This window comes from Aeromicrobium sp. YIM 150415 (assembly GCF_016918125.1).
In the GTDB taxonomy this organism is placed as follows: Bacteria; Actinomycetota; Actinomycetes; order Propionibacteriales; family Nocardioidaceae; genus Aeromicrobium; species Aeromicrobium piscarium.
This window is the reverse complement of record NZ_JAERWM010000024.1, coordinates 75,162-90,820: the sequence shown is the minus strand read 5'-3', so window position 1 is coordinate 90,820 and position 15,659 is coordinate 75,162. Positions and strand designations below refer to the sequence as shown.

The following is a 15,659-nucleotide window of genomic DNA, read 5'->3' as shown; positions in this document are numbered from 1 at the left end:
GGGACCGTGGCTCCGAACTCGCCGAGTACGCCCGAATCCAGACCGCTCTGGACATGCGGGTCTACTTCTGCGATCCCCGCTCACCCTGGCAACGCGGATCGAACGAGAACACCAACCGGCTCCTACGGCACTGGTTCCCCAAAGGTGCCGACCTCTCGACCTTCACCGCCGAGGACCTCCGCAACGCCCAGGACAGCCTGAACGCACGTCCCCGACCTACCCTTGACCTCGACACCCCAGCCACCCGGCTGAACAGGCTCCTCACCCAGGCAGCCTGACCACCCGTTGCTTCGACCACTAGAACCAGCCCGGGGTGAGAGGTGCGCAAGTCACCGCCCACACGAGCGAGAGGTGCGTAGCTCACCGCTCCGCGGGCTGAGAGGTGCGTACGTCACCGCCCAGGCGGGTGGCCGTGCGCCCGGCAGGCGAGGTCGCGCTCGACCCTCAGCGTCGTGAGCGCGGTCGCGAGGGCGTTGTAGTGCCCGACCAGCAGAACGATCTCGATCAGCTCCCGATCACGGAAGTGCGCCGCGAGATCGGCCCACTGCGCGTCGTCGAGATCACCCTGCTCGATGAGCCGGTCGACGGCCACCAACAAGGCGCGATGGCGGGCCGGCCACGCCGGCGAATCGGGCGCGGCGAACACCCGCTCGGCCAGCTCGGCGGTCACACCGGCTCGCTCCCCGAGACGTAGATGGTGATCCCGCTCGTATTCGCACCCCCGCACCTGGGCGACCCGCAAGATCGCCAGTTCGGTCTCATAGCGCGTCAAGCGGCCGAAGGGCATGAGCGTCGCCGAGTAGTGCAGCCACCCGCGAAAGGTCCCGCGAGCGCGGCCGAGGGTCGTGAACACCCGCGCCTCCGGCACACCGGCGCCGCGTGCGAGCAGCCGGCACACCAGCCAGTTGACCAGGCCCAGCTCGCGACGACCGCCCGGCGCGACCCGCGGGGTCACGAACCCTGGCCCGGCTGCGGCGTGGTGAGATCCACCCGCTCGTCACGAGCGATGCGCAGCGCCTCGTCGAGCCCGCGCTGCGCGAAACGGTCGACCACCGGCTGCGCGAGCATGCGGATCGGCAGGATGCCCGCGACCCACCAGGGCGCGACGATGACCCGCGAACGACGGGCGATGCCCCGCTCGATCCGGTCGATGGCCGGGGCCAACGGTGACACTCCCGAGAAGGACCCCTCCGCCCCGAGCACCGCAGCAGCCTCGGTGGAGAAGCCGCGCTCCGTCATGTCGGTGGCGAGCTCGGCGAAATAGGCCACGCCCGCCTTGGCCCCGCTCGGCCGCAGTTCACTGCGCAGCGTGTTGCCGAGCGCCTCGACGCCGGATTTGGACGCCGAGTAGGCAGCGAGCAGCGGCAGCTGTACCACCGCGGCCGCCGAGGAGACCACCAGCGCGTAGCCGCCCGGGTGAGCGATATGCGGACCCGCCGCCCGCATCGTGTAATACGAGCCAAGGAGATTCACGGCAACCGTCTGCTCCATCACGCGCGGATCGCCGCCGAGGATCGGCAGCTGCCCCGCGATTCCGGCATTGGCGACCACGATGTCGAGTCCGCCGAGCTCCTCGGCCACCTCGCTGACGGCACGGTCGACCTGCTCCCGCTGCGCCACATCGCACTCCCGCCAGACTCCCCCGGTCGCCTCCGCGACGCCGGCGAGCAACTCCGGCTCCAGTCCGATCAGACCGACCCGCGCTCCACGCTCCGCGAGACGTTCGGCCAGCGCCGCGCCGATCCCCCGCGCGGCTCCGGTGATGAGGACACGCCGCCCCCGCAGCAGTTCACGATGGTCACGCATGGACGGTCCTCTCGACTCACCGGCAGAAGCGAACTCGACGGTAACATGCGATTTCGCCCCGCCGACCCGGAAACCGCACGAGACCTACCTCGCCCGCCGACCCGACGTGGTCCCGCCGAGTGGTGCAATCCTGCCCGCGAGTGGTGCATATCTGCCCCGATCCGGGCTCGGCGAGGGCGAATCTGCGCCACTCGCGGTCCACTGTGCACCACCCGATGGACGGCGGACGGGAACGGTCAGAGGGCCTGGATCTCGTCGACGAGCCAGGTGCCGCGCTCCTTGACCATCGTCATCGTCACCCGGTTGCCGAGCACCGTCGGCGCCTCGTCCTCCTGTCCGGCGATCAACCGCACCTGGTCGACGAAGACGAGCACCTGGACCGAATCGGTCGAGCAGTCATCGCCGCACGGCACCGCACCGGCGTCCTGCACCTGCGCCTGCACCTCGAACTCGCGCTGCGGAGCGATATCGCGCAAGGACGGGGCCACCTTGTCGAACTCCTTGGCGAAGTCGTCGGTCATGAGCGCCTTGGAGTTCTCCTCATGCGCGTCGAGATCGTCATGGGAGAAGGTGAAGACCGTCTCGGCCGCCTCACCCGCGGCACGCGACGCCTGCCGCTGAGCCGCATCGAGGGCTCCTTCGCCACCACCGCGCAGGCTCCACGCACCCCAGCCGGCCAGACCCAGGCCGAGGGCGAGGACCAGGACGGCGACGATCGCCCGCCACGGCAGGGAACCAGCCGGAAGCCGCAATCTCGGGCGCCGCGTGCGCGTGGAGCTCTGCCCGGCATCGTCACCGCCTCGATCGCGGGCGGGTGCCGGGGACGTAGCCTCCGAGGATGTCGACTCCTCGTCGCGGGGACGTCGCACGGGACGCGCCACCGGACGCGGCGTGGCACGCGGGGACGACGGCGGCGCGGAGGCGCGCTCGGCCGCCGAACGCTCCCCCGCGATACGACGCCGCTGTGGCTTGCGTGGCTCGCTCACTGGGACTCGCCTCCGTCCTGGGCACCGTCGGGAGTCGCCTCGGCCTCGACGGAGGCGACGCTCTCGAAGCCGTCGACCTTCCAGTCACCGTCCTCGCGCACCAGGGAGAGCTTCCAGCGGAAGTGCCGCTGCACGCCGGCATCCTCGACATCGGTGTTGCTGATCGTGGCATCGACCGCGACCAGCGTCTGAGCGGAGTCGTCGTCGATCACCGGGATGCCCACCGCGAGGACGTCGGCATCGCCGCTGGTCTGCTCCTTCTCTGCCAGTGCCTGGAAGATCGCATCGATCACCTCGAAGGCCTGCTCGCGATACTCATCGGTCAACAAGCCCTCCAGACGACTCTTGTAGTCATCCGGATCGGCCACATCGTAGGTGTTGTACGCCACGGCGAAGTCCTGACTGACCGACACCGCACTCGCGGTGCCGGACGCCTCGCTCGCACCGGCCAGACGGTCGCCGAAGCCGATGAGCACGGCACCGACCAGCGCCAGCACGACACCGACGAGCGTCGCCCACCAGGTCCAACCTCCGCGCGTCGTCTCAGCGCTCATTCGGCCGCCACGTCCAGCAGCATCCATCCCCAGTCCTCTCGTTCCCGCGACTCCGGCACGGCCGTGCGCGGCGTGAACTCCGACTTCGACGTCTGACGCGCGATGTCATTGTCCGGGAGCGTGCAGTCGATCGAGGTGTCGAACTCACGACGCTCGACATCGGCCGGATCGCGACGTTCACGATAGCCGGAGCCCGGCCCGTCCTCGTAGTAACTGCAGGTGTGGGGTGTCGGGGTGAGCACGAGGCCGAAGTGCGCGTCGTACTCCCCCTCCTCGTCGCTGGGCGTCACGACCGAGAAGGAGCCCTGCAACAGGTAGGGATACAGCACCAGGATCGACTGCAGGCCGATCTTGTTCTCCAGCAGCGGTTTCCCGGCGACGGAGAGGTTGTCCAGGATGGCGGTGAGGTCCTCGGAGTTCTCGTTCACGACCTCGTCGAGGGTCTGCGCGGTCGGCGCGCCTTCGTCGATCACCGCCCTCAGATCCGGGTCCGAAGCACGCAAGGTGTCCGAGAACAGCGCGAGATCGCGGGAGAAGGAGGCCAGTTCTCCACGCTTGTCGACCTGGGTCTGCAAGACGGTGCCGGACTCACGGATCAGCCGACGCGTCACGTCGATATTGGCGTGCGCCTCGCCGATGAACGAGGTCGAGGCGTCCAGGATCGTCTCCAGGTCGCGCCCCGTCCCCTCGAAGGCCTGCCCCAGCTCGGACACGACCGTCTCCAGATTGCCGGTGTCGATGGACGAGACCAGCGCATTGGTGTTCAGCAGCAGGGTCGTGGTGTCGATGGGCACCTCGGTGCGGTCCCGCCCGATGACATCGCCGGCCTTCAGGAAGGGCTCGTCGCGCTGACGCGGCCGCAGGTCGACGTACTGCTCGCCGATCGCGGACTTGTTGGCAACCACGGCCTCGGTGTCCTGGGGAATCCTCGGCGCGTCGTTCTCGATGGCGAGCACGGCGTCGACGCCGTCGTCGGTGAAGTCCACCGCGTCAACCCGCCCGATCTTAATGCCACGGTAGGTGACCTCGGCCCCCTCGAAGATGCCGCCCGAGGCCGTCAGCTCGGCACGCACGTCGTAGGTGCGCTCGAAGAAGAGTCGGTCCAGCTGCGCGTACTTGCCGCCGACGATCGTGCCGCCGATGAGCGTCACGATCGCGAAGATCATGAGCTGGACCTTGGTCAGCCGGGTGATCATGGTGCCGTCACCGCCTCGGTGAAGAGCCGGTCCAGGTCATGGCCGGCGCTCGTGTCGTCCGCGGCTGGAACGGTCCGGCAGGAGCCGAACCAGCACAGCGGATTGAGCCACCGGCGCACGCCGGACGGTTTGTCGTCGTCATCGTCCTCCGAGGGCGATGCCGTGGGCCGCGGAGAGGGCTTGGAGTCACGAGGCTCGTCCTCCTCTCGCGGAGTGTCGCCGGGGACGGCAGGTGCCTCGTCGTCGGCCGACGGTGGCAGGAGTCCCTCGACGAGGCCCAGCAGATCACCCGAGGGAGCCTCGTCCCCGGTCAGCGGGGTCTCCGGGGCGAGATCGGCGAGACCCGGGATCGACTCGGCGCCGAAGCCGTCGAACAGCTGCTGCACCTGCGCGGCACTGATCTCGAGCTTCATCGACAGATTGCCGTAGTCGCCCGCGCAGACCCCGGTGTTGGCCGCCCGGTCGACATTGCTGCACCGTCCGGCGGCGCGCTCCACTGTGCCGCCCATGTAGCCGTCGCTGAAGGGGAAGGTGAGCAGGAGGCCGGCCGACTGCGCGATGCTGTCGCCCGCCTCCACGAGATTGGCCAGCACCGGCTCGAGGTGCTGCAGTGTCGCAACCGTGTCGGCCTTGGACTCCCGGACGACACCCGTGGCGGTGTCGCCGAGACGGTCCAGTGATTCCAGGAGTCCCACCAGATCGGAGCGCTGCTGGTCGAGCACCTCGAGCGCCTCGGGGAGGTCGTCGAGCGCGCCGGTGATGGCGGCCCGCTGCGCGTTGGTCTCCTGCGCGAGCCGGTCGACCTTCTCCAGCGCGGCGAGGATCTGGTCGGAGTTGTCGTCGAGCTGGCCGAGGAGATCGGAGGTGACCGAGATGAGGTCGCGGACCTCGGCGTCCTTGTCGCCGAGAGCGAGGTTGAGCTCCTTGACGATGGTGTTGGTCTTCTCCAGCGCACCGCCGTTGAACAGCATCGATGCCGCCGACAGGACCTCCTCGATCTCCGGATTGCGTCCCGAGCGGTCGAGTGCGATGACATCGCCATCGGAGAGCTCGCCGGTTCCCCCGCCCTCGGGCGCCGCCAGCGACACGAACTTCTCGCCCAGCAGGTTGGTCTGCCGGATGGTGGCCTCGGCATCGTCGGGCAGCGTGACATCGCCGTTGATGCGCAACGTCACCCGTGCCGTCCACCCGTCGAGCTGGATATCGGTCACACGCCCCACCGCGACATCGTCGACCCGCACCGCGCTGTGCGGCACCAAGTCGAGGACATCGCGGAACTCGACCTCGACATCGTAGGATTCGTCGCCGACATCCGCTCCTCCCGGCAGCGGGAGGTCGTAGGGGGTGAAGCTGCAGCCGGCGAGCACGGCCGCCGAGGCGACGGCGGCGACGCCCTGTATCGCGCGGTTCACTGGGGCACCTCCATCATCTCGGCGAGGGACGAGGCTGACTTCTCGGCCTGCATCGGCGCGCTGCCCGGGGCCGTGCGGGGCGACAAGCCGCCGAGGATCGGATCGAGGAGGTCGCTCAAGGTGCCGCAGAGGGCGTCATCGGTCGACTCGTCGAGCAGATTGCACAGGAGCCCGGCGGGATCCTTGATACCGCCGAGGAGCAGCTCCTCCAGCCCGGCCCGGTTGTCCAGCGTGCCGTAGTTGCCGTTGTAGGTCAGCGCGATATTGGACAGCGCCGTCGGTGCCGCGACGAGCAGCTCCTCGAACTCCCCCTGCCGGGTGCGCAGCACCTGCGAGAGCGATTCGATCTTGTCGACATTGCTGCGCAGCACGTCGCGGTTCTCGGTGACCAGCGTGTTGACATCCGTCAGCGCCGTGCTGAGCGCCGACAGGGTCTCGGCGAGGTCGTCGCGCTCGCCTTCGAGGACCTCCGAGACCTGGGCGGTGCTGTCGTTGAACGCGCGGACCGTCTCGTCATTGCGGTTGAGGACCTCGACGAACTCCTGCACCTCACGCACGCTGCCGAAGAGATCCTCGGAGTTGGAATCGAGCGTGGTGGCGAGCTTGCTGAAGTTCTGGATGGTCTCGTTCACCTGCGCGCCCTGGCCGTCGAGCTGGCCGGCGAGATTGTCCACCAGCCGGCTGAGGGAGCCGTCGTCATTGGCACCGTCGGGTCCGAGTGCCACCGAGAGATCGCTGATCGAGGCGTAGACCTCGTCCAGTTCGACCGGGACCGCGGTGCGGTCGTTGCCGATCGTGGCACCGTCCTCGAGGGTCGGCCCCTCGGTGTAGGCGGGGGCGAACTGCACGTACCGGTCGCCGACGATCGCCGGGGAGACGATCGCGGCCTTGACGTCACGCGGCAGGTCGTACTGGTCGTCGTAGCTGATGGTGGCGACGACGGCGTCGCCGCGCGGTGTCAGCTTCTCGACCTTGCCGATGGCGACCCCGAGGACCTTGACGTCCGAGCCTTCGTACACCGCGGTGGTCTCGCTGAACTCGACGGTCACGGTCTTGCTCGTGTCGCGCGCGGACCAGGCGACCACGGCGCTGACCACGAGTGCCAGGAAGACGACCACGACCACGAGCTTGGACGTGTTGGCCAGCCGCATCGCGAGTGCTTGCCGCATCACTGCTCACCTCCGGATCCGAGACCGCCCAGGGCATCGCGCAGCGCATCGGCGACGCCCAGGTTCGGGGGCACATTGCCCAGGTAGACGTCGAACCACGGACCGGTGCCCAGCGCATTGGCGTATACCCGGTAGAAGCCCGGCAGCAGGCGCAAGGCCTCGTCCAGGCTGGCCTCGTGCTGATGCAGCATGTCGGTGACGGCGTCGAGTTGCGTGAGCGCGGGCTTCAGGTCGTCACGTGTCTCGTCGACCAGGGTGCTCAGCTCCGTGGAGAGCTCGGTGGCGGCGACGAGCAGCGCATGGATCGAGTCACGGCGCGCGGCGACCGCTGAAAAGAGCGTGTCGGCGTCCTCGAAGAGCTTCACCAGCTCCTCGTCGCGCGAGTTCAGCACGCCGGTGACCTTCTTGATGTTCTGCAGCAGCGTGTTGATCTGCTCGTCGCGGGCGGCGAGATTGCGCGACAGGTCCGAGACTCCGGTGAGCGCGGCCTGGAACTCCTCGGGCACCTGCCCGGAGACATCGCCGAGGGTCGTCAGCGCATCGGAGATCTGATCGACGTCGAGCTCCTGTGTGGTGGTGCTCAGCTCGGAGAAGGCCTCGACGACATCGTAGGGCGGGACGGTGCGATCGACGGGGATCGTGGCGCCCTTCTCCAGGTCGCCCTCTCCATCGGGCACGAGGGCCAGGTACTGGGCGCCGAGCAGGGTGCGGATCCGGATCTCGGCACGCGCCTGATCGCCCAGGTCTGTGCCCTCATCGAGGGTGAACTCGACCTTGACCTTGTCGCCGTCGAGCTCGATATCGCCCACCTTGCCGACCGAGACGCCCGCGACGCGGACCTCGGCTCCGGAATCGAGCGACCCGATCTCGGCGAACTCGGCGGTGTACGTGTCGCCGCCGCCGATGATCGGCAGCCGGTCGGCACGGAATGCGGCCAGCAGGATCGCCGCGATCACGGCGAAGCTGAAGACGCCGATCACGGTGTGGTTGCGTTCACGGAAGGGCTTCACGACGCGCACCTCGCTCCCCCGACGTTCAGGCCTTCGTCGCCGCCGAGCTTCAGCGGGGTCTCCTCCAGGCCGAGTATCGGGATCGCCGGGATGACGATCTGCCCCTTCAACTCGCAGAGGTAGAAGTTGAAGTAGCTGCCGCTCGACGCCGCGTTGCCGAGGGTCTCGGCCTTGTGGGGCATGATCTGGATCGATGTCGACAAGGCCGTGAGGTTCTCATCGGTGCTCAGATTGGCCGTCAGCGCGTTCAGCTGCCGGACATCCTCGGCGAGCGCCGGGCGGCCCTGCTGGAGCAGATCGGCGGTCTCGGTCGAAAGCGCCGAGACCGAGTCGATCGAGTTCAAGATCGCATCGCGGTCCTCGGCCAGGCCGCTGACGAACTGCTGCAGCGTGTCGATCGTGCGGGTGAGCTCCGCATCGCGGCTGCCGATCATGTCCAGCGTCTCGCTGAGGTTGACGATGACATCGCCGATGAGTTCGTCGCGGTCCGCGAGCGTGGAGGTCAGCGATGCCGTCCGCGCGAGCAGGGTCTCGACATTGCCGCTCTCGCCCTGGAAGGTCTGCACGATCTCGAAGGCCAGCTGGTTGGTGTCATCGGGCGACAGCGCCTGGAAGACCGGCTTGAAGCCGTTGAGCAGCACATTGAGATCGAGTGCTTCCTGGGTCTGGTCGACGCCGATCGTCTCCCCCGCCTTCAATCGTTCCGAGGCGCCCTCGGCGCCCTGCGTCAGGGCGATGTAACGCTGACCGACGAGGTTGCGGAACTTGATGGTGACCTGGGTGTTCTGCGTGAGCGGGACCTCGCGATCGACCGCGAAGGTGACCTCCGCCTGATCGCGGTCGACGATGTCGATGTCGCGCACCGAACCCACCCGGACGCCGGCGATGCGGACCTCGTCACCCTTGGCGACTCCCGTGACGTCCTCGAAGACCGCCGTGTACTCGGTGCGCTGGTCGAAGAAGGTCGCGCCGAGGGTGAGGGCGAGCACCCACGTGGTCGCCGCGGTGAACGCGAGGAAGATCGACAGCTTGATCGCCGCCGACGCCGATGCCTTATCGAGCTTCACTGATCTTCACCTCCGATCCCCGTAGGAGGGGGCTCACCAGGAGCGGTGCGAGGTCGGACAGTTCCTCGGCCTGCTGTCCCGTCTGCGCGGCGACGAGGGACTTGACCGCCGTGCGCTGCGCCGCTGTGTCGGACAGCACGCTGGGCTGCACCGCGGCGTCCAGCGAGGCGGCACCGGGTGCCACCCGCTCGAAGTCCTCGGGGGTGCCGAACTTGCCGTTGTGGTCGCTGTTGACGCCGATGAGCTTGTAGACATCGGCGGGCACGCTGAACGGATTCTCCTGCGGGTACGGGTTCTCGCCGTTGACCGCCTGTTCCAGGCTGAGACAGGTGGGCTGTGCGGCATCGGCGGTATCGAGGGTCTGCTGGGAGACCTCGGCGCGCTCGCTCTCCTCGTACCCCGTGGGCTGACCGGCGAGCGGCAGAAGCTCCAGGTTGATGTGGACGGTCTGGTCGCGAAGCACCGAGTCCAGCCGCGGCCGCAGCTCGGCCATGGCGTCGAGGAAGCAGGGGAAAGTGCCGGAATAGCGGTCGAGGACCTCGACGACCGGGGCCGTCTGCCGCGGCACGGTGACGAGGTTCTCGGCGTTCACGTCGACGAACTCGGTCAGGGTGTCGGCCAGTGCCGTGCCCTCGTTGAAGAAGGCGAGCAGCTGCGACTGCTTGGCCACGACGGTGTCGCCGGTGAAGACCGCGTTCTCCAGGAGCCGGCCGATATCGGGCATCGCATCGGCGTAGCCGTCCGCGACCGTGCCGAGGGTGGTCAGGTCGTCGATCAGCTGCGGCACCTCCGGGTTGATCTCACGGAGGTAGTCGCGTGCCGTCACCAGCGTCTCGCCGAGTTGCTCACCGCGACCTTCGAGGGCCTGCGAGACCGCCGAAAGGGTGTAGGCGACGTCCTGCGGATCGACGGCGGTGAGCAGCGGATAGAGGTCGTTGAGCAGCTCCTCGATCTCGACCGGCACCTCGGCGCGGGCGATGACATCGCCGGCCTGCAGGGTGTCCCCGGTCGCCTCGGCGGGCGGGACCAGCGATACCTGCTTCTCACCGAACAGCGTCTTGGGCACGATCTGGCCCGTGACTCCGGCGGGGATGCGATCGATGTAGTCGGGGTCCATCGCGAGCTTCATCGTGACCTGCCGGCCGTCGGTCTGCACATCGCGGACCTCTCCGACGCGCATGCCGCGCAGCTTGACATCGGCATTGCTCGGCAGGCTCGCGCCGGCGGTGCTGGCATACATCGTGACCGGCACCGAGGACACGAACTGCTTGGTGAAGAACGCGTAGGTGACCCACACGAAGAAGAGGACCAGCGCCAGGAAGAGGATCCCGAGGATGCGGATCGAGGCGGTGCGCTCCAGGACGGGTGTACGTGCCATGTCAACCAGCCAGCCTTACGGTGACGTTGGTGCCCCAGATCGCCATCGAGGCCAGCAGGTCCACGACGGTGATCGCGACGATCGACGTGCGCACCGCTCGGCCGACCGCGACGCCGACACCCGCCGGTCCGCCCGAGGCGTAGTAGCCGTAGTAGCAGTGGATCAAGATGACCACCACGGCGAAGATCAGCACCTTGGCGAAGGACCAGAGGACGTCCTCGGGGGGCAGGAAGGTCATGAAGTAGTGGTCGTAGGTGCCCTGACTCTGGCCGAACATCCGGGTGATGGTCAGCCGGGTCGCGAAGTAGGACGACAGCAGTCCCACGATGTACAGCGGGATGACGGCCACCAGGCCGGCCAGGACACGCGTGGTGACGAGATAGGGCAGCGACGGGATCGCCATGACCTCCAGCGCGTCGACCTCCTCGCTGATGCGCATCGCGCCGAGCTGTGCGGTGAAGCCACACCCGACGGTCGCCGCCAGCGCGATGCCCGCGACGATCGGCGCGATCTCCCTGGTGTTGAAGTAGGCCGAGACGAAACCGGTCAGCGGCGCGGTGCCGAGCTGGTCGAGTGCGGCGAAGGACTGGATGCCGACCTCGGTACCGGTGAAGAAGGTCATCGCGGTGATGACGCCGACGGTGCCGCCGATGAGGGCGAGCGAGCCCGAGCCCAGCGCCACCTCCGCCAGCAGCCGCATGATCTCGCGGCTGTAGTTGGCGATGGTGCGCGGTATCGACATGAGCACGCGCACGTAGAAGAGCATCTGCCGGCCGAGGGTGTCCAGGGTCCCGAGCGGCTGTTCGTAGAGAGCGGAGAGGCGAGCCATGATCACATCCCCTTGGGCGGGACGAGCTGCAGGTACACCGCCGAGATCACGAAGTTGACGACGAACAGCAGCGTGAACGTGATGACGACGGCCTCGTTGACGGCGTCGCCGACTCCCTTCGGACCGCCCTTGGCGTTCATGCCCTTGTAGGCGGCCACGATGGCGGCCAGGAAGCCGAAGATCATCGACTTCACCATCGCCTGGATCAGGTCGGGCACCTGCGCGAGTGCGGAGAACGAGGCGATATAGGCGCCGGGGGTGCCGTCCTGCAGCACCACGTTGAAGAAGTAGCCGCCGGCGACGCCGACGATCGTGACCAGCCCGTTGAGCGCGACGGCCACCATGACACAGGCCCAGACCCGCGGGACGACGAGCCGGTGGATGGGATCGATCCCGAGCACCATCATGGCGTCGAGCTCCTCGCGGATCTTGCGAGCGCCGAAGTCCGAGGCGATCGCCGAGCCCGCCGCGCCCGCGATGAGCAGCGCGGTGGCGATCGGCCCGGCCTCCTTGACGACGGCGAGCACGGCCGCCGAGCCGGTGAACGACTGCGCGCCGAACTGCTGGATCAGGCCGCCGACCTGCAGGGCGATGACGGCGCCGAAGGGGATCGCCACGAACATCGTCGGGATGATCGTGACCGTCACGATGAACCAGGCCTGCTGGAGGAACTCGCGGAACTGGAACGGCAGGCGGAAGGTCGTGACGACGACGTCGATCATGAAGGCGAAGAGTCCGCCGGCGATACGTGCGGGAGCAGCGACGGCGGACGTCACGCTCATCCGGCGCTCCCCGGGGTCGCGACCGCGTCGTCGAAGGAGCCGGGAGGAGGAACGACCCCGTTCTCCCGGCACCACTGGCCGGCCGGACGCTCCGAACGCCGGGGCAGGCCGTTGCTCGGCTCGAGCTGGCGGGTGATCGGGGGCAGCGGGGGCATGTCGAAGCCGGCCTCGGCAGCGAGCTCGTCGGCGTCCTTCTCCTCGCTCATGCCGATCGGGCCGACCCGCTGGGCGTTGAGGAACTGGGCGACGACCGGCTCCGTGCTGCTCAGCAGCATCTCGCGCGGGCCGAACATCGCCAGGTGCTTGTGGTAGAGCAGGCCGATGTTGTCCGGGACCGTGCGGGCGGTGTTGATGTCGTGGGTGACGATCAGGAAGGTGGCGTCGATCTGCGCGTTGAGATCGATGAAGAGCTGGTTGATGTAGGCGGTGCGTACCGGATCGAGACCCGAGTCGGGCTCGTCGATGAGCAGGATCTCGGGGTCCAGCACGAGGGCGCGGGCCAACCCGGCGCGCTTGCGCATACCGCCGGAGATCTCGCCCGGGAGCTTGTCCTCGGCTCCGACCAGACCCGTGAGGTCCATCTTCTCCATGACGATCTTGCGGATCTCGGATTCGGACTTCTTGGTGTGCTCGCGCAGCGGGAAGGCGACATTGTCGAAGAGGGTCATCGACCCGAACATCGCGCCGTCCTGGAAGAGCACGCCGAAGAGCTTGCGCACCTCGTACAGCTCCCGCTCGGGGCAGCTGGCGATGTCGACTCCCTCGATGACCACGCTGCCCTCATTGGGCTTGACCAGCCCGATGAGGGTCTTCAGGAAGACCGACTTGCCCGTGCCCGACGGGCCGAGCATGACCGACACCTCGCCCGCCGGCAATGTCAGCGTGACATCACGCCAGATGAGTTGCTTGCCGAACTTCTTGGTCAGCCCAGTGACCGCTACCTCGACTCCCACCAGCCCTCCTCCTGCCTGGTCGAATCCTGCCGCGGGCTCTTCTCCCTGTGACCCCCGACACAAGCTCCAACGAGCCGATCTGACAAAGGTCACGGCCAGTTACACAGAAAGTGACTCACGAGTAACAGTCCGCCGCGACGAGGGCTCATGCACGGTAACTCACCGTGACCCCCATGGCCACTCGACCGATCGCTCGCGGCTCTCACGGCGCCGCGAGGCCCGGCGGATCGGCCACCACTCGGGGCGGTGAGCCATCAACCACCCGGCCTCCACATGACGAAGCGCCCGCCCCCTATGGGGACGGGCGCTTCGCGCGGAGTACGTCAGCGACGTGTCACTTGAGGGTGACGCTGGCGCCGGCGCCTTCGAGGGCCTCCTTGGCCTTCTCGGCGGCCTCCTTGTTGACGCCCTCGAGGATCGCCTTGGGAGCGCCCTCGACGAGGTCCTTGGCCTCCTTGAGACCCAGGCTCGTGAGGCCACGGACCTCCTTGATGACCTGGATCTTCTTGTCGCCGGCCGACTCGAGGACGACATCGAACTCGTCCTGCTCGGCGGCCTCGCCACCGGCGTCGCCGCCGGCAGCCGGGGCGCCGGCCGCGGCCACGGCCACCGGAGCGGCGGCGGTGACGTCGAAGGTCTCCTCGAACTGCTTCACGAACTCGCTGAGCTCGATCAGCGTCATCTCCTTGAACGCGTCGAGCAGTTCATCGGTGCTGAGCTTCGCCATGGTGTGGCGTCCTTTCTAAGTGTGAGACCCCGAGGGGGCCCCGATGGTGATCGGGCGGTTCAGCCCTCGGTGCTTTCACCCGACTCGGCCGCGGGGGCCTCGTCGGCGGTCGCGGCCTCGGCGGCGGGGGCTTCCCCACCGGCGAGGACGCTGGGATCGGCCTGAGCCTTGTCCTGCAGAGCCGCCACGGTACGGGCGGTCTTGGACAGCGGCGCCTGGAACAGGGCCGCGGCCTTGCTCAGGTTGGCCTTCATGCCGCCCGCGAGCTTGGCGAGGAGGACCTCGCGCGACTCGAGGTCGGCCAGCTTGTTGATCTCGTCGGCCGAGAGCGACTTCCCGTCGAGGAAGCCGCCCTTGATGACGAGCTGGGTGTTCGCCTTCGCGAAGTCACGCAGTCCCTTCGCCGCTTCCACCACATCGCCGTTGATGAAGGCGATGGCGGTCGGTCCGGTGAGCAGCTCGTCAGCGAGCTCGACACCGGCGTCCTTGGCAGCGATCTTGGTCAGCGTGTTCTTGGCGACGGCATAGCTCGCGGCCTGACCAAGCGAGCGCCGCAGATCCTGCAGCTGCTTGACCGACAGGCCACGGTACTCGGTGAGAACGACACCGTTCGACTCGCGGAAGCTCTCCGCGATCTCGGCGACGGCGGCGGTCTTGTCCGGGCGTGCCATGGGTCTCCTTCCAGCACTGGTTCGATGCCAAAGGACCGGTCCCGACACGACAAAAGCGCCCCGGCGCAGGCGCGGGACGCTTCTTTGGACTCCGTGGAGTCCCAGAGGACGTACACTCACCTGCGCGGGCCGCCCAGACGGGCGCTTGGGGCTCTTCGGGTGAATCGCCACCGGCGGTCTTCGGCAGGTTCCATCGTAGACGGCCCCTCCCCCGAACTCCAAATCGGGGTCGGCCAGGTGAAAGTCGGCCGCGCGAGGTGAGGAGCAGCAGCTCTGACCGAGATCTGAGTGGTACCATTATCACGTACCACTCTTTCGATCAGAGGATTATCGCCATGTCCATCAGCGCGAGCGAGGCCCGCAAGACGCTGTTCCCGCTCATCGAGCGCGTGAACCAGGACCACGACGCCGTCGAGATCGTCTCTCGCAAGGGCAACGCAGTGCTCATGCCGGCCGACGAGTACGCCGCCTGGCAGGAGACCGCCTACCTGTTCCGCTCCCCGGCGAACGCCCGCAGACTGCTCGACGCCTACGACCGCGCCCGCGCCGGGAAGACCCAGGCCCACGAGCTCGACCGCTCCGACGAACCGGCCGGCCATCACGAGGACGCCTGAGTGCGGCTGGTCTGGGACGAGGCCGCCTGGGACGACTACAAGCACTGGCAGACGACCGATCGGCGAATCCTCAAGCGGATCAACCTCCTCATCGACGCCTGCCTGCGCGAGCCGTTCGACGGCATCGGCAAGCCCGAGCAGCTGAAGTACGGGGCGCAGGGCTCGTGGTCGCGGCGGATCAATGAGGAGCACCGGCTCGTTTACCTCGTCGACGGTGACGACCTGGTCATCCTCCAGGCCCGCTACCACTACTGACCCGAGCGGCACAGAAGCCCGCCGTGGCTCCGGGGGCGAGGAAGCACAGCGGCTCGTGCGTGGGCTTGTGCTGGCGGCGGTCTCGCATCGGCGAGGAGCGGCGACGATGGCACGTTGAATGGGCCCGGGCGAGAGGAGCCGGTGATCGAGGAGGCCCGGCGAGCAGGAACCCCATCGAGAGCACACACCCACCACCGGCCCCTGAGTAGCGGCAAGGAACGAGCCGCGTATCGAAGGGTGGTCGCTATCG

Annotated in this window: 18 protein-coding genes; 3 read left to right on the top strand and 15 right to left on the bottom strand. The window is 67.9% G+C overall.

The genetic code is table 11. From position 1 onward, the window contains the following. Positions 1-278: IS30 family transposase (locus tag JL108_RS15610; RefSeq protein WP_205197718.1), on the top strand; the 278-nt coding region annotated here is incomplete at its 5' end. 113 nt (positions 279-391) lie between these two features. Here the strand turns inward: JL108_RS15610 and JL108_RS15605 are convergent. The 15 genes from JL108_RS15605 to rplJ form a co-directional block, all read right to left on the bottom strand. After that, positions 392-955 carry a carboxymuconolactone decarboxylase family protein gene (locus JL108_RS15605; protein ID WP_205199106.1) on the bottom strand — a complete coding sequence of 188 codons (564 nt, stop codon included), beginning with the start codon at positions 953-955 and terminating at the stop codon, positions 392-394. Next, positions 952-1,806 carry an SDR family NAD(P)-dependent oxidoreductase gene (locus JL108_RS15600; protein WP_205199105.1) on the bottom strand — a complete coding sequence of 285 codons (855 nt, stop codon included), beginning with the start codon at positions 1,804-1,806 and terminating at the stop codon, positions 952-954. The genes JL108_RS15605 and JL108_RS15600 overlap by 4 nt, the downstream gene beginning before the upstream one ends. A gap of 236 nt (positions 1,807-2,042) precedes the next feature. Then, a complete protein-coding gene (locus JL108_RS15595) occupies positions 2,043-2,792 on the bottom strand; it encodes a hypothetical protein (protein WP_205199104.1) in 750 nt (249 codons plus the stop codon). After that, positions 2,789-3,346: a hypothetical protein gene (locus JL108_RS15590; RefSeq protein ID WP_205199103.1), complete on the bottom strand. Its 558-nt coding sequence runs from the start codon at positions 3,344-3,346 to the stop codon at positions 2,789-2,791. The genes JL108_RS15595 and JL108_RS15590 overlap by 4 nt, the downstream gene beginning before the upstream one ends. Then, positions 3,343-4,542 carry an MCE family protein gene (locus JL108_RS15585; protein ID WP_205199102.1) on the bottom strand — a complete coding sequence of 400 codons (1,200 nt, stop codon included), beginning with the start codon at positions 4,540-4,542 and terminating at the stop codon, positions 3,343-3,345. Before JL108_RS15585 ends, JL108_RS15590 begins: the two co-directional genes overlap by 4 nt. Continuing rightward, positions 4,539-5,954, bottom strand: a complete 1,416-nt coding sequence (locus tag JL108_RS15580; RefSeq protein WP_205199101.1) for an MCE family protein — start codon at positions 5,952-5,954, stop codon at positions 4,539-4,541. Before JL108_RS15580 ends, JL108_RS15585 begins: the two co-directional genes overlap by 4 nt. Beyond that, positions 5,951-7,123, bottom strand: coding sequence for an MCE family protein (locus JL108_RS15575; RefSeq protein WP_205199100.1), 1,173 nt, complete (start codon positions 7,121-7,123; stop codon positions 5,951-5,953). Before JL108_RS15575 ends, JL108_RS15580 begins: the two co-directional genes overlap by 4 nt. Continuing rightward, positions 7,123-8,133: an MCE family protein gene (locus JL108_RS15570; RefSeq protein ID WP_205199099.1), complete on the bottom strand. Its 1,011-nt coding sequence runs from the start codon at positions 8,131-8,133 to the stop codon at positions 7,123-7,125. The genes JL108_RS15575 and JL108_RS15570 overlap by 1 nt, the downstream gene beginning before the upstream one ends. Next, positions 8,130-9,200, bottom strand: a complete 1,071-nt coding sequence (locus JL108_RS15565; RefSeq protein ID WP_205199098.1) for an MCE family protein — start codon at positions 9,198-9,200, stop codon at positions 8,130-8,132. Before JL108_RS15565 ends, JL108_RS15570 begins: the two co-directional genes overlap by 4 nt. Next, complete coding sequence (locus tag JL108_RS15560; RefSeq protein ID WP_205199097.1) at positions 9,187-10,578, bottom strand: MCE family protein; 1,392 nt, start codon at positions 10,576-10,578, stop codon at positions 9,187-9,189. Before JL108_RS15560 ends, JL108_RS15565 begins: the two co-directional genes overlap by 14 nt. Position 10,579: 1 nt before the next feature. Continuing rightward, on the bottom strand, positions 10,580-11,407 hold the full coding sequence (locus JL108_RS15555) for an ABC transporter permease (protein WP_143913005.1): 828 nt from the start codon (positions 11,405-11,407) through the stop codon (positions 10,580-10,582). A gap of 2 nt (positions 11,408-11,409) precedes the next feature. Then, positions 11,410-12,189 (bottom strand): ABC transporter permease, encoded by a 780-nt coding sequence (locus JL108_RS15550; RefSeq protein WP_205199096.1) that lies wholly within the window; start codon positions 12,187-12,189, stop codon positions 11,410-11,412. Further along, positions 12,186-13,142, bottom strand: coding sequence for an ABC transporter ATP-binding protein (locus JL108_RS15545; RefSeq protein ID WP_143913007.1), 957 nt, complete (start codon positions 13,140-13,142; stop codon positions 12,186-12,188). The genes JL108_RS15550 and JL108_RS15545 overlap by 4 nt, the downstream gene beginning before the upstream one ends. 334 nt (positions 13,143-13,476) lie before the next feature. Then, positions 13,477-13,869, bottom strand: coding sequence for a 50S ribosomal protein L7/L12 (gene rplL / locus JL108_RS15540; protein WP_143913008.1), 393 nt, complete (start codon positions 13,867-13,869; stop codon positions 13,477-13,479). A gap of 59 nt (positions 13,870-13,928) precedes the next feature. Next, entirely contained in the window at positions 13,929-14,540 is a 612-nt protein-coding gene (gene rplJ, locus JL108_RS15535; RefSeq protein ID WP_205199095.1) for a 50S ribosomal protein L10, read from the bottom strand. 335 nt (positions 14,541-14,875) lie between these two features. Between rplJ and JL108_RS15530 the strand changes: the two genes are divergently transcribed. Both JL108_RS15530 and JL108_RS15525 read left to right on the top strand, forming a co-directional pair. After that, positions 14,876-15,154, top strand: a complete 279-nt coding sequence (locus JL108_RS15530; protein WP_205199094.1) for a type II toxin-antitoxin system Phd/YefM family antitoxin — start codon at positions 14,876-14,878, stop codon at positions 15,152-15,154. After that, entirely contained in the window at positions 15,155-15,409 is a 255-nt protein-coding gene (locus tag JL108_RS15525; protein WP_205199093.1) for a Txe/YoeB family addiction module toxin, read from the top strand. The last annotated feature ends 250 nt before the right edge of the window (positions 15,410-15,659 follow it).

Bases quoted from the DNA above. Each gene is read 5' to 3' on its own strand.
- JL108_RS15600 (WP_205199105.1), bottom strand. From the start codon at position 1,806: ATGCGTGACCATCGTGAACTGCTGCGGGGGCGGCGTGTCCTCATCACC.
- JL108_RS15590 (WP_205199103.1), bottom strand. From the start codon at position 3,346: ATGAGCGCTGAGACGACGCGCGGAGGTTGGACCTGGTGGGCGACGCTC.
- JL108_RS15585 (WP_205199102.1), bottom strand. From the start codon at position 4,542: ATGATCACCCGGCTGACCAAGGTCCAGCTCATGATCTTCGCGATCGTG.
- JL108_RS15575 (WP_205199100.1), bottom strand. From the start codon at position 7,123: ATGCGGCAAGCACTCGCGATGCGGCTGGCCAACACGTCCAAGCTCGTG.
- JL108_RS15560 (WP_205199097.1), bottom strand. From the start codon at position 10,578: ATGGCACGTACACCCGTCCTGGAGCGCACCGCCTCGATCCGCATCCTC.
- JL108_RS15555 (WP_143913005.1), bottom strand. From the start codon at position 11,407: ATGGCTCGCCTCTCCGCTCTCTACGAACAGCCGCTCGGGACCCTGGAC.
- JL108_RS15550 (WP_205199096.1), bottom strand. From the start codon at position 12,189: ATGAGCGTGACGTCCGCCGTCGCTGCTCCCGCACGTATCGCCGGCGGA.
- rplL (WP_143913008.1), bottom strand. From the start codon at position 13,869: ATGGCGAAGCTCAGCACCGATGAACTGCTCGACGCGTTCAAGGAGATG.
- rplJ (WP_205199095.1), bottom strand. From the start codon at position 14,540: ATGGCACGCCCGGACAAGACCGCCGCCGTCGCCGAGATCGCGGAGAGC.
- JL108_RS15530 (WP_205199094.1), top strand. From the start codon at position 14,876: ATGTCCATCAGCGCGAGCGAGGCCCGCAAGACGCTGTTCCCGCTCATC.